The organism is Mycobacterium intracellulare ATCC 13950 (assembly GCF_000277125.1).
In the GTDB taxonomy this organism is placed as follows: Bacteria; Actinomycetota; Actinomycetes; order Mycobacteriales; family Mycobacteriaceae; genus Mycobacterium; species Mycobacterium intracellulare.
In genome coordinates, this window is the sequence record NC_016946.1 from 860,156 (window position 1) to 872,918 (window position 12,763).

The 12,763-nt window shown below is 69.2% G+C and carries 13 protein-coding genes and 1 pseudogene; 6 read left to right on the forward strand and 8 right to left on the reverse strand.

Annotated features, from left to right (window positions below):
- Positions 1–150 precede the first annotated feature (150 nt).
- Both OCU_RS29335 and OCU_RS29340 read right to left on the reverse strand, forming a co-directional pair.
- On the reverse strand, positions 151–639 hold the full coding sequence (locus OCU_RS29335; RefSeq protein ID WP_029385570.1) for a DUF2771 domain-containing protein: 489 nt from the start codon (positions 637–639) through the stop codon (positions 151–153).
- Between the two features lie 8 nt (positions 640–647).
- Positions 648–2,297, reverse strand: a complete 1,650-nt coding sequence (locus OCU_RS29340; RefSeq protein WP_036458239.1) for an MFS transporter — start codon at positions 2,295–2,297, stop codon at positions 648–650.
- 130 nt (positions 2,298–2,427) lie between these two features.
- Here OCU_RS29340 and OCU_RS29345 point away from each other — a divergent pair.
- A pseudogene (locus tag OCU_RS29345) lies at positions 2,428–3,210 on the forward strand (DUF3027 domain-containing protein); the annotation flags it as partial.
- Between the two features lie 185 nt (positions 3,211–3,395).
- Here OCU_RS29345 and OCU_RS29350 read toward each other — a convergent pair.
- Positions 3,396–3,851 (reverse strand): SRPBCC family protein, encoded by a 456-nt coding sequence (locus OCU_RS29350; protein ID WP_008253866.1) that lies wholly within the window; start codon positions 3,849–3,851, stop codon positions 3,396–3,398.
- Between the two features lie 23 nt (positions 3,852–3,874).
- Positions 3,875–4,150, reverse strand: coding sequence for a DUF2530 domain-containing protein (locus OCU_RS29355; protein WP_008253869.1), 276 nt, complete (start codon positions 4,148–4,150; stop codon positions 3,875–3,877).
- A gap of 150 nt (positions 4,151–4,300) precedes the next feature.
- On the opposite strand from OCU_RS29355, the gene OCU_RS29360 reads away from it, so the two are divergent.
- From OCU_RS29360 to OCU_RS29370, 3 genes are read left to right on the forward strand one after another with little or no spacing between them, the layout of a single operon-like run.
- The gene (locus OCU_RS29360) at positions 4,301–4,732 is read left to right on the forward strand and encodes an Rv0880 family HTH-type transcriptional regulator (protein ID WP_008253872.1); all 432 of its coding nucleotides are present in this window, start codon (positions 4,301–4,303) and stop codon (positions 4,730–4,732) included.
- On the forward strand, positions 4,729–5,574 hold the full coding sequence (locus OCU_RS29365; protein WP_014379239.1) for a TrmH family RNA methyltransferase: 846 nt from the start codon (positions 4,729–4,731) through the stop codon (positions 5,572–5,574). The genes OCU_RS29360 and OCU_RS29365 overlap by 4 nt, the downstream gene beginning before the upstream one ends.
- Before the next feature lie 10 nt (positions 5,575–5,584).
- Positions 5,585–5,863 carry a DUF2537 domain-containing protein gene (locus OCU_RS29370; RefSeq protein WP_008253878.1) on the forward strand — a complete coding sequence of 93 codons (279 nt, stop codon included), beginning with the start codon at positions 5,585–5,587 and terminating at the stop codon, positions 5,861–5,863.
- A 51-nt stretch (positions 5,864–5,914) separates the two neighbouring features.
- On the opposite strand, the gene sepH is transcribed toward OCU_RS29370, so the two are convergent.
- Both sepH and serC read right to left on the reverse strand, forming a co-directional pair.
- On the reverse strand, positions 5,915–6,685 hold the full coding sequence (sepH, locus tag OCU_RS29375; RefSeq protein WP_014379240.1) for a septation protein SepH: 771 nt from the start codon (positions 6,683–6,685) through the stop codon (positions 5,915–5,917).
- A gap of 135 nt (positions 6,686–6,820) precedes the next feature.
- Positions 6,821–7,951 (reverse strand): phosphoserine transaminase, encoded by a 1,131-nt coding sequence (gene serC / locus OCU_RS29380; protein WP_085981100.1) that lies wholly within the window; start codon positions 7,949–7,951, stop codon positions 6,821–6,823.
- 247 nt (positions 7,952–8,198) lie between these two features.
- Here serC and OCU_RS29385 point away from each other — a divergent pair, with 247 nt between their 5' ends.
- Complete coding sequence (locus OCU_RS29385) at positions 8,199–9,224, forward strand: AurF N-oxygenase family protein (RefSeq protein WP_009957570.1); 1,026 nt, start codon at positions 8,199–8,201, stop codon at positions 9,222–9,224.
- Positions 9,225–9,245: 21 nt separating this feature from the next.
- Positions 9,246–10,934, forward strand: a complete 1,689-nt coding sequence (locus OCU_RS29390) for an FAD-dependent oxidoreductase (RefSeq protein ID WP_014379243.1) — start codon at positions 9,246–9,248, stop codon at positions 10,932–10,934.
- A 53-nt stretch (positions 10,935–10,987) separates the two neighbouring features.
- On the opposite strand, the gene OCU_RS29395 is transcribed toward OCU_RS29390, so the two are convergent.
- Positions 10,988–11,446: a VOC family protein gene (locus OCU_RS29395; protein ID WP_009957306.1), complete on the reverse strand. Its 459-nt coding sequence runs from the start codon at positions 11,444–11,446 to the stop codon at positions 10,988–10,990.
- A gap of 134 nt (positions 11,447–11,580) precedes the next feature.
- On the reverse strand, positions 11,581–12,702 hold the full coding sequence (locus OCU_RS29400) for a citrate synthase 2 (protein ID WP_008253892.1): 1,122 nt from the start codon (positions 12,700–12,702) through the stop codon (positions 11,581–11,583).
- Positions 12,703–12,763 lie beyond the last annotated feature (61 nt).

Consider the following 12,763-nt stretch of genomic DNA (forward strand, 5'->3'; position numbering starts at 1 on the left):
ACCGACACGTCTGGTCGAACGTGGGGTTGTGGCGGGAATTTGCGGCGTGTCGTCGCAACAAGTCGACGCTGGGCGCGGAGGGTGGCGACGCTGGGCGCGGAGGGTGTCGAACGTGGGCGCGGAGGGCGGCGAACGTTCGGCGGAAAAGACCTAGAAGACGAGCCGCACAGACCATTCCGCGTGCGGGACATCGCGGAGCTCGCCGGCCGGGTCCACCGCCAAAGTCAGTAACTGCACGACGATCCCGGCGAGGCGACCGCGATGCGGGTCCACCGGCGGAATGGTCACGGCGAGTCGGGTGCCCGGCCGAAAGATGGTGCTGGTGCTGTTCGTTGGATCCTCATACACCTGCACCAGGCGCCACGGCGCCCGATAGATGGCATCGGGCACCGAGAGCTGAATCGGATACCGCTCGCTGACCTGGAGCTCGCCCTGGGTCTGCGGCGTCGCGCAGTCTTCAAGGTTGAGCACGTTGCAATAGAGGTAGGGCCCCACCCGGGTCAGGTGTCCATGCGAGTACGCGCTGATCTCCGGGCGTTGCGGACCGGAGCGGCCCACCAGCAGCCAGGTGCCGACCCCGACGCCCACACAAAGCAGGGCCATCAGGCAGGCCAGCAACACGGCCGTGCCGCGGTTGATTCGGGATTTCACTCGGCGACCACCGCCGGGCTGCCGACACGGCGACGCGCGCCCTCCTGCTCGACCATGATGGGCCTATTACCTCCCAGGCCGGGAATCAGCGAGTTGCCGCGGAAGCTGACGAGCGTCTGCGCCAGGCCCAGGATGAGCAGCGCAGTGACCGCGGTGAAACCGACCCACAGTTCGGTGTACACCAGCACCCCCACGGCGCCGCCGAGGACCCAGGCCAACTGCAGCGTCGACTCCGAGCGCCCGAACCCCGAAGCGCGGGATTCCTCCGGCAGGTCGTTCTGCAACGAGGCGTCCAGGGAGGCCTTCGCGATCGCGCTGGCCCCCGACGTCACCAACGTGGCGATCGCGGCCAGCATCAGGTTGCCGCCCACCGAGGCCGCCAACGCGACCGCGCTCACCGCCAGCGTGCAGCGCACCACCAGCACGGCGGGCCGGCCCAGTTTCAAACGTGCGCTGGTGAAGTTGCCGACGAAGTTGCCGATGCCGGCCGCTGCGCCGATCACCCCGAGTATGGCGACCTGCGCCCACCCGCTAGCGTCATGCGCCTTGGCGACGAATGCCGGATACAAGAACAGAAACCCCACCATGACCTTGATGGTGCAGTTACCCCACAGCGAAGTAATGATGTTGCGGCCCAACGGTTGCCGAAGTGCCCCGCTGACCTCCCTGTGCCAGCTTCGGCGCAGGGGTTCGCTGTCGTGGCGGTAGCTCAAGGTGGCGGGCACCTCCCCGGCGGTCACCTCGACCCAGCGCGGAATCCGCATGGACAGCGACGCCCCGGCGACGGTGACGGCTACGACGACGAACAATGCGCCGGGCAGCTTGAACAGGTGGGTGCAGACGAATTCGACGCCCCCGGCGATGGCGCCCCCGGCGATGGTGCCGCCCAGTAGACCGAACATGGTCAGCCGCGAGTTGACCCGCACCAGGTCGATGGTCGGCGGCATCACCCTGGGCGTCACCGCGCTGCGCAGCACGCTGAACGACTTCGAGAACACCATCATGGCCAGCGCGCACGGGTACAGCACCATCGACGGGTAGCTCCCGCTGGCGCCGTCGTAGTTCAGGATCAGCACCAGCGCCAACGCCGTGCGCAGGGCGAACGACGCGGCGAGCGCGACGCGGCGGCCGTGCTGCAGCCGGTCCAGCGCCGGACCGATGAGGGGCGCGATCACCGCGAACGGCGCGATGGTGATCAGCAGATACAGCGCGACGCGGCCCTTGCTCTCCCCGGTCGCCGCGGCGAAGAACAACGTGTTGGCCAGCGCGACGGCCATCGCGGCGTCGACCGCGAAGTTGGCCACCGTGGGCCACGTCAGCGCCGTCAGGCCGGACTTGTCGGCGCCGTCGGCCGTCGCCGCGCGCTGCACCATCCAATACATCCGCGAACCCATCTCGCGGCTGCGCAGCGCCGCGGCGCGGGTGACGGTGATCCGCTCGCCCGAAGACGGCCCGCGAGGGGGCGCGCTGCTGCCACGGTCCGGCTCCGTCTGCTGGCCCAGCGGGGGCAGATAGCGGTTGGCGCTCGGCATCGGCGGCGGGCGGCGCGTTCGGCGCTGCGCACCGTCGCCGGCGGGGTAGTTGGCCGCGCCCGGATGTTGTGCGGCCACGCCATTAGGGGCCCGGCGGCCCGGCTTGGAGGCCACCCGGCCCGGATCGTGTTGCCGCCGCCCAGACACTCCCCGATTCTCCCCTATGCCGGCGACATGCGTCTGCAGGTAACGGGGCGTGGCTCGTCAACCTAGTATTGGAACCGCAATGCAGACAGAAGACAACGTGACCAGACCCACCGAAGGATCCTCCGTGGCGACCGTGGACGAGTGGCCCGAAGGGCTGGCGGCGGTGCTCACGGGCGCGGCCGACCAGGCCAGGGCGGCTGTTGCGGAGTTCAGCGGACCGGAGATGGTCGGCGACTACCTGGGCGTCGGCTACGAAGACCCCAACACCGCCACCCACCGGTTCCTGGCGCACCTACCCGGCTACCAGGGGTGGCAGTGGGCCGTGGTCGTGGCCGCCTATCCCGGCGCCGATCACGCCACCGTCAGCGAGGTGGTGCTGGTCCCGGGGCCGACGGCTTTGCTGGCGCCGGAATGGGTGCCGTGGGAACACCGGGTGCGCCCCGGGGACCTCAGTCCCGGGGATTTGTTGGCGCCCGCCGCCGACGATCCCCGCCTGGTTCCCGGCTACACCGCCAGCGGCGACCCGCAGGTCGACGAGACCGCCGCCGAGATCGGGCTGGGCCGTCGCTGGGTGATGAGCGGCGAGGGCCGCGCGGCAGCGGCCGAACGCTGGCACACCGGCGATTACGGCCCCGACTCGCCGATGGCACGATCCACCAAGCGCGTTTGCCGCGACTGCGGCTTCTTCCTGCCGCTATCGGGATCCCTCGGCGCGATGTTCGGCGTGTGCGGCAACGAGCTGTCGGCCGACGGGCACATCGTCGACAAGCAGTATGGCTGCGGTGCGCACTCGGACACCCCGGCGCCCGCGGGCACCGGGTCCCCCGCGTACGAGCCCTACGACGATGGCCTGCTGGACGTCACCCAGGCGCCGGTCGAGCCGACCGCGCCGTCCGAGCCGACGGAAGAGACGACCGAGACCACGGAGGAGGCGGCCGAGCCGACGCAGGAGACGTCGGAAGCCCAGCCGGAGTCGGTGATCCGAGCGCCGGAGGCGCAGTCCGAGACCGAGACTGCCGAATCCGAGCAGCAGTCCGCACCCGAGCCCCAGAGCGAGTCGCTGGACTAGCCCTTTTCTGCGGCGGCCTTGATGCGCGCCAGCGAGGCGTTCATGCCGTCGAGCAATTCGTGTTCGAAGTTGTCGGTGCCGCCGAAGAGCGCTTTGACCGACAGGTTCGAAAACGCGGTGACACCGTTTTCGGCGTGGCGGCTCTCGATCACCCGGGTGCCCTCGCCGGCCGGTTCGAGCTCATAGCTCCAGATTGTGTTGTTGGTGTCGACGCGGAACGCGAGTTTGCGGTCCGGGACGATCTCGACCACCGTGCAGGTGGTCGGCCAGAACATCCGGTTGCGGCGGTTGAGGTTCAGGGTGCGCGTGCCCTGACGCAGCGGGCCGAACGGCTTCATCCAGCGGCACTGCGGACTCCACTCCGGCATTCGCCGAAGGTCGGAAATCAATTCCCACACTTTGGCAACCGGTGCGTTGATGTCGACGTGCGCTTGCAATAGCGGGGCTACCATCGCTCCTCCAATGGGTCAGCGAATCATTTTTCGTCGAGGTAGTTTTCGAGTCCGGCCTGGGCGCCGCGGGCGCCGCGGCGTGCCGCCGCGAGTTGGAGCAGGAAAATGGTCGTACCGAGCAGCCCCACGCCCAGACCGGCCAGCGTCACCGGGCGCCAGCTCGTCAGGGCGGGCACCAGGAACGCCGCGGCCGCCGCGGCGACCCAACCCAGCGCCCCGAGCGCGATGAACGCCCACGCGTGCACCAGTACCGCCGGCAGCGGCGGCGGTGCGCGGTGGTGATCAGGTTCGGCGGACATCGCGAATAACATAGCCCGCCGCCGGTCCCCGCCGGGCGCTCACCTACTTGCCGAAACTAAGCGCTTCGATGAAATTCCGCGGCATTTGGCGGAACGAATCAAGAGCCGGTTGGTGTCCCGGTTTCTCAGGCTTGCGTGTAACCTCGCGCCATGCCTGACAGCGATGCGCGGCTCGCCAGCGACCTGTCACTGGCTGTCATGCGGCTGGCCCGCCAGCTGCGGTTCCGCAACCCGTCGTCGCCGGTGTCACTGTCGCAGCTGTCGGCGCTGGCGATGCTGGCCAACGAAGGTCCGATGACGCCGGGCGCCCTGGCGATTCGCGAACGGGTTCGGCCGCCGTCGATGACGCGGGTGATCGCGTCGCTGGCCGAGATGGGTTTGGTGGACCGCGTGCCGCATCCCGTCGACGGCCGGCAGGTGCTCGTCTCGGTGTCCGAATCCGGGGCCGAGTTGGTCAAGGCCAACCGTCGCGCCCGTCAGGAATGGCTGGCCAAGCGGCTGTCGACGTTGGACACCGAGCAGCGCGACATCCTGCGCAGCGCCGCCGATTTGATGTTGGCGCTGGTCGACGAAAGCCCGTGAGCGCCGATGCCGGCAACGTCCAGGACGTCGAGGATCCCGATGACCCGAGGCTCGACGACTTCCGGGACCTGAACAGTGTCGATCGCCGTCCCGACCTGCCGTCGGGCAAGGGGCTGGTGATCGCCGAAGGCGTGCTGGTGGTTCAGCGCATGCTCGCGTCCCGGTTCCACCCGCATGCCCTGCTCGGCACCGACCGCCGGCTCACCGAGCTCAAAGACGACCTCGCCGGCAGCGCCGTCCCCTTCTACCGGACGTCCGCCGACGTCATGGCGCGCGTGGTCGGCTTCCACCTCAATCGCGGCGTGCTGGCGGCCGCCCGGCGGGTGGGGGAGCCCAGCGTGGCCGAGGTGATCGCCGGCGCTCGCACCGTCGCCGTGCTCGAAGGGGTCAACGATCACGAGAACCTGGGCTCGATTTTCCGCAACGCGGCCGGGCTCGGCGTCGACGCCGTGGTATTCGGCAGTGGGTGCGCCGACCCGTTGTACCGCCGCGCCGTCCGGGTGTCGATGGGACACGCACTGCTGGTGCCGTATGCGCGCGCAACCTGTTGGCCGGCCGAGCTGATGACGTTGAAGGAGAACGGGTTTCGGCTGCTGGCTATGACCCCGCACGAGTCGGCGTGCCCGCTGGCCGAGGCGATGACGGCCGCGCGCGGCGAACGCGTCGCGGTGCTGGTGGGCGCCGAGGGTCCCGGGCTGACGCCGGCCACCTTGCGGTGCAGCGATGTGCGGGTGCGCGTTCCGATGTCGCGCGGCACCGACTCGCTCAACGTCGCGACCGCGGCTGCGCTGGCGTTCTACGAGCGCTCGGTGACGAAAGGCGGCGATGAACGGTCAGGCTAGGCTTCGGCTGATGAAGGACGAGTCCGTGCCCTGGGCAACGGGTTTGACGGTGGCCGCGTTCGTCGCGGCGGTCACCGCCGCGGCGATCGTCGTGCTCACTCTGGGCTTGGTTCGCGTGCACCTGCTGCTGGCCGTCGGGCTCAACATCGTGGCCGCGGGGGGACTGGCGCCGACCCTGTGGGGGTGGCGGCGCACCCCGGTCCTGCGCTGGTTCGTGCTCGGCGCCGGAGTCGGCGTGACGGGAGCGTGGGTCGCGCTTCTCGCCCTGGCGGCCGCGGGCCGCGCCTAGTGGTGATCGCGAGCGCGGCGCAGCCGGGCGAAGCGGGCCGCGCCTAGCGGGCTAGCGCTGCCCTCCCGAGCGCACGCCGAGCAGCACGTCCTCCCACGCCGGGATGACCGGCTTGCCCCGGCGCGTGTGCACGGGTTTTTCTTCCGGCTCCGGGGCCGGCTCCTGCGTGACGGGCGGCTTCGCGGGCTCTTCGAAGTCGACGTGGGCCACCCGCGCCACCGGCCGCAGCGGACGCTCGAAGGTCGGGTCGATCAACGCGCTGGCCGCGTCGTCGATGGCGGTGACGGTCCCGCCGTGGGCGCCGGGCGTGAAGCAGAAATGCGCGAGGTTGTCCGAACGGCCGACCTTCCACGCGAGCTGGACCGTCCACCGGTTGTCTTCGTTGCGCCAGGCGTCCCAGCTGAGTTTGTCGTGATCGAGGCCGCGCGTCACCAAGGCGGTGCTGACGGTCTCCAGCAGGGTCAGCACGGCGGGACCGTCGGCCAGCATGGGATGGGCGGCGGTTGCCAGCTCCGCGGCCCGGAACCGTTCCAACAGCACCGGGTGGGCAAAGCGGCGGATCCGCGACACGTCCGACCCCGACGCCGCGGCGACCTGCTCGACGGACGCGCCGGCGCGGATCTTGGCCTGAATTTCTTTGGGGCTGAGCATGTTGGTGACTTCGATCTCGAGCTGCGGCTGCTCGGGGTGCTGGGCCGCGTCGCGCAGAACGGCCCGCAGGCGGTCGTCGGCCGCCAGCTTGAACTGCTCCGCGGGATCATCGCTCTCGCAGATGACATATTTGCTGTCGGCATCGAGCCCAACCACTTTGAGTTCCCGCATGGCTATCTCCTCGCAGGCTCCGTGCAGATCAGCGACGGACCCGTCACGGCGCACTTTAGTCCAGCAACCGCCCATCATCTGTGCTGACACGCTGGGCGGCGGCGCGCCGATTACCGGCTGTTCAAGGGCGCGCGACTAGAGCCGCTCAACGACCCAGTCGACGCACTCGGTGAGGGCGCTGACGTCGTCGGGATCCACGGCCGGGAACATCCCGACCCGCAGCTGGTTGCGGCCGAGCTTGCGGTACGGCTCGGTGTCGACGATGCCGTTTGCCCGCAGGACCTTCGCCACGGCCGCGGCGTCGACGTCGTCGGCGAAGTCGATGGTGCCCACCACCTGCGAGCGCAGCTTCGGGTCGCTGACGAACGGGGTGGTGTAGGGCCGCTCCTGTGCCCACGAGTACAGCCGTCCCGAGGAGTCCGCCGTGCGCTTGACGGCCCAGTCCAGCCCGCCGTTGCCCAGCATCCAGTCGACCTGCTCGGCCATCAGCGCCAGGGTGCCGACCGCGGGGGTGTTGTAGGTCTGGTCCTTCAGGCTGTTCTCCACCGCGATGGGCAGCGACAGGAAGTCGGGCACCCAGCGGCCCGAAGCGGCGACGGACTCGACGCGGGCCAGCGCGGCGGGGCTCATGACGGCCAGCCACAGCCCGCCGTCGCTGGCGAAGTTCTTCTGCGGCGAAAAGTAGTAGGCGTCGGTCTCGGCGATGTCGACGGGCAGGCCGCCGGCCCCGGACGTCGCGTCGATGACGACCAGCGCGTCACCGGAGTCGGTGGGTCGGCGCACGGGCACCGCGACCCCGGTCGAGGTCTCGTTGTGGGCCCACGCGATCACGTCCACCGACGGATCGCTCTGGGGTTCGGGGGCGCCGCCCGAATCCGACTTGATGACGACGGGGTCGCCGACGAAGGGGTTCTTGGCCACCGCGGAGGCGAACTTCGAGCTGAATTCCCCATAGGACAGGTGCAGCGAGCGCTTGTCGATCAGGCCGAACGCCGCGGCGTCCCAGAACGCCGTCGCCCCCCCGTTGCCCAGAATGACCTCGTAGCCGTCCGGCACCGAGAACAGCTGAGCGAGCCCCGACCGCAGTCGGCCCACCAGATTCTTGACCGGCGCCTGCCGGTGCGAGGTCCCGAACAGCGGCGCCGCCGTCGTGGTCAGCGCCTGCAGTTGCTCGGGCCGGACCTTGGACGGGCCGCACCCGAAGCGGCCGTCGCGGGGCTTGATGGCGTCGGGAATTTGAAGGGAATCTGCGAGCTGGTCAGCCATGCTCATCAGGGTAGTGAGCCACCCTGGCGGGCCGTTGCGGCGGGCCGACCGTCGGACCGGGCCGTCAACGCAAAACGCCTGCTCGGGGGGCCTCCGACGTTTCCTCCGTTGTGATCCAGGGCATACGAATTCGATGACCACTGGTCAGGTCACAGTGCCTCGGACGGGTCTAGGAAATATCCGGTACCTCCGGTACTGTCTGGACATAGCACGTCCAAATGTAAACCTCATTGAGGAGGCCTAGGTTATGGCTAGGACGCGATTGGTCCGGCGTTGGCGCCGCAACATGGAAGTGCGCGACGACGCTGACTACGTCAACATGCTTGCCACACTGTCCGAGGGGTCGGTGCGGCGCAACTTCAACCCGTACACCGACATCGATTGGGACTCACCGGAATTCGCTGTCACCGAGAACGACCCTCGGTGGATCCTGCCGGAGACCGACCCGTTGGGCCGTCATCCCTGGTACCTGGCGCAGTCCGACGAGCGCAAGATCAAGATCGGGATGTGGCGGCAGGCCAACGTGGCCAAGGTGGGACTGCACTTCGAATCCATCCTGATCCGCGGCCTGATGAACTACACGTTCTGGGTGCCCAACGGCTCGCCCGAATACCGGTACTGCCTGCACGAGTCGGTCGAAGAATGCAACCACACCATGATGTTCCAGGAGATGGTGAACCGGATCGGCGCCGACGTCCCGGGCATGCCGCGGATGCTCAAGTGGCTGTCGCCGTTGGTTCCGCTGGTGGCGGGGCCGCTGCCGGTAGCGTTCTTCATCGGCGTGCTCGCCGGCGAGGAGCCCATCGACCACACACAGAAAAATGTGCTGCGCGAAGGCAAGTCCCTGCACCCGATCATGGAACGGGTGATGGCGATCCACGTCGCCGAGGAAGCGCGCCACATCTCGTTCGCTCACGAGTTCCTGCGCAAGCGGGTGCCGGAATTGACCAAGAGGCAGCGGTTCTGGACCGCGTTGTACCTGCCGCTGACCATGAAGGTGCTCTGCCGCGCGATTGTGGTGCCGCCCAAGGCTTTCTGGCAGGAGTTCGACATCCCGCGCGAGGTCAAGAAGGAACTGTTCTTCCGCTCGCCGGAATCGCGTAAGTGGCTCAGCGACATGTTCGGCGACGTGCGGATGCTGGCCTATGACACCGGCCTGATGGAGATGCGCTCGGCGCGGCTGATGTGGCGGTTGTGCAAGATCAACGGCAAGCCGTCGCGCTACCGCAGCGAGCCGCAGCGCCAGCACCTGGCCTCGGTCCCGGCCGCGTAACGAGTCCGGTCTGTAGGTTTCATGCCGCACGTTATTACCCAGTCGTGCTGCAACGACGCGTCCTGTGTTTTCGCGTGTCCGGTGAATTGCATTCACCCCACGCCGGACGAGCCCGGCTTCGCCACCTCGGAGATGCTCTACATCGATCCGGCGGCCTGCGTGGACTGCGGCGCCTGCGTGAGCGCGTGCCCGGTCGGGGCCATCGCGCCCGACACCCGGTTGGACACCAACCAGCTGCCCTTCGTCGAAATCAACGCGTCGTTCTACCCGAAACGGCCCGAGGGTGAGAAGCTTCCGCCGACGTCGAAGCTGGCGCCGGTCATCCCGGCCGCCGAAGTGCGGGCGCGCCGCCGGCCGCTGACCGTGGCCATCGTCGGATCGGGTCCGGCGGCGATGTATGCCGCCGACGAGCTACTCACCCAGCATGGCGTGCGCGTCAACGTCTTTGAGAAGTTGCCCACCCCGTACGGGTTGGTGCGGGCCGGGGTGGCGCCCGATCACCAGAACACCAAGCGGGTCACCCGCCTCTTCGAGCGGGTCGCCGGCCACGAGCGCTTCCGCTTCTATCTCAACGTCGAGATCGGCGAACACCTCAGCCACGACGACCTGCTGGCTCACCACCACGCCGTGCTGTACGCCGTGGGTGCGCCCGACGACCGTCGCCTGGACATCGAGGGCATGGGTTTGGCCGGCACCGGGACCGCGACCGAATTGGTGGCCTGGATCAACGGGCATCCCGACTTCGCCGACCTGCCAGTCGATCTCGGCCACGAGCGGGTGGTAATCATCGGCAACGGGAACGTCGCCCTCGATGTCGCCCGGGTGCTCACCGCGGACCCCGACGACCTGGCCCGCACCGACATCGCCGACCACGCCTTGGCGGCGCTGCGCGGCTCGGCTGTGCGTGAGGTGGTGATCGCCGCCCGGCGCGGCCCGGCCCAGTCGGCGTTCACGTTGCCCGAGCTGATCGGGCTCACGGGCAGCTCCGAGGTCGTCCTCAGCGCGGCCGACCACGAACTGGTCGCGGCCGACCTGGCGACGGCGTCGGATCCCTTGACGAAAAACAAGCTGGAAATCCTGAGCACGCTCGGCGACGATTCGGTGCCGGCGGCACGCCCGCGGATCAGGCTGGCATACCGGCTCACCCCGACCCGTGTGCTGGGGGAGCAGCGTGTCTCCGGTCTGGAGTTCTCGGTCACCGGCACCGATGAGGCGCGCCGCCTGAACACGGGCCTGGTGCTGACGTCGATCGGCTACCGCGGCAAGCCGATTCGTGGGCTTCCCTATGACGAATCGTCGGCCGTGGTGCCCAACGACGGCGGGCGCGTCGTCGATCCCGCCTCGCGCGCACCCGTGCCCGGCGCGTACGTCGCGGGCTGGATCAAGCGGGGACCGAGCGGGTTCATCGGGACCAACAAGTCGTGCTCGTTTGAGACCGTGCAGGCCCTGGTGGCCGATTTCAACGCCGGCAAGCTGACCGAACCGGCGGCCAAGCCCGAGGCGCTGGCCGCCCTGGTGCGCTCCCGTCGGCCTGAGGCCGTCGACGCGGCGGGATGGCGTGCCATCGACGCCGCCGAAATCGCGCGCGGCAGCGGTGACGGCCGGCCCCGCAACAAGTTCACCGACGTCGCCGCGATGCTCGCGGCCGCCGCGACCGCCGAGCCGGCGCCGCCACCGCGACGCCGGCTCTTGGACCGGCTGCTCGGTTAATGCCGATGGCGGCGACCCGCCGCGCCCGGCCGCGGCCGCGCTTGCGATCGCCGCTAGCCGGCGCCCTGCCCGGACATCGCCGCGGTGATCTCTTCCATGCTGACCTCGCGGACCGGCTGCCCCAGCGACCAGTGGTGGCCGAACGGGTCGGCGACCACGCCGTAGCGGTCGCCCCAGAACTGGTCCTCCAACGGGGCCACCACGGTGGCACCGGCGTCCAGCGCCCGCTGGAAGCTGGCGTCGACGTCGGTGACGGTGAGGTGGATCGTCACCGGGGTGCCTCCCAGCGAGGTCGGTGTCATCGACTTGCCGCCACACACCTCCGGGAAGTCGTCGTTGAGCATCACCGTGAAGCCGTTGATGCGCAGCGCGGCGTGCACCAGTTTGCCGTCCGGGCGCGGCACGCGCCCGATCTCCTCGGCCCCAAAAGCGTTGACGTAGAAGTCGATTGCCGCGGCGGCATCGTCGACCACGAGGTGGGGGGACAGTGCGGGTTCGATGTTGATCGCCATCCTGATTCTCCTTGCTGTCGGTTCCGTCGCCTGCCCACCGCGGACAGGCTCACGACGTATGACTGCGTCGGCGACGCAAAGTCATCGCGCGACAGCAACCATTAGATCGCCGGGCACCGACAACCAGGAAGGCCTCAGGCGTTGGTGAGGCTGCGGTCCCAACCCTCGACGGATTCCGGGCTGCGCGGGGCGGGGCCCACGTAGATGGCGGACGGCCGGACCAGCTTGCCCAGCCGCTTCTGCTCGAGGATGTGGGCGCACCACCCGGCGGTGCGTCCGCAGGTGAACATCGCCGGCATCATGTTGGCCGGCACCCGGGCGAAGTCCAGGATGACCGCGGCCCAGAACTCGACGTTGGTCTCGATGGCCCGGTCCGGGCGCCGCTCCCGCAGCTCGGCCAGCGCGGCCTGCTCCAGCGCCACGGCAACCTCGTGGCGCGGTGCGCCCAGCCGCTCGGCGGTGGCGCGCAGCACCCGCGCCCGCGGATCCTCGGCGCGGTACACCCGGTGCCCGAATCCCATCAGCTTGTCGCCGCTGTCCAAGATCTTCTTCACCAGGCCGCGCGCGTCGCCGGTGCGCTCGACCTCTTCGATCATCGGCAGCACCCGCGCCGGCGCGCCCCCGTGCAGGGGACCGCTCATCGCGCCGATCGCCCCGGACAGCGCCGCCGCCACGTCGGCGCCGGTGGAGGCGATCACGCGCGCGGTGAACGTCGAGGCGTTCATCCCGTGCTCGGCGGCCGAAACCCAGTAGGCGTCAATCGCTTCGACGTGGCGCGGGTCCGGCTCGCCCTGCCAGCGCGTCATGAAACGGGCAGTGACCGTTTCGCATTCGTCGATCACCCGCTGCGGCACCGCGGGCTGATAGATGCCGCGCGCGGACTGGGCAACGTAGGACAGCGCCATGACGGACGCCCGGGCCAGCTGGTTGCGGGCGGTGGCGTCATCGGTGTCCAGCAGCGGCTTGTACCCCCAGATCGGGGCGAGCATCGCCAGGCCGGCCTGCACGTCGACGCGCACGTCGCCGGTGTGGATGGGCAGCGGGAACGGCTCGGCGGGCGGCAGCCCGTGGCCGAACTTTCCGTCGACCAGCAACGCCCACACGTCGCCGAAAGTGACCTGCTGACCCACCAGGTCTTCGATATCGACACCGCGGTAGCGCAGCGCGCCGCCGTCTTTATCCGGCTCGGCGATTTCGGTGGTGAAGGCGACCACGCCTTCGAGGCCGGGGACAAAGTCTTCGGGGACCACAGTCATGCCGAAAATTCTCGCACCCCCCGCTCGGGCCGACGCTACCGGCCGGTAGCAAGCGCCGGTA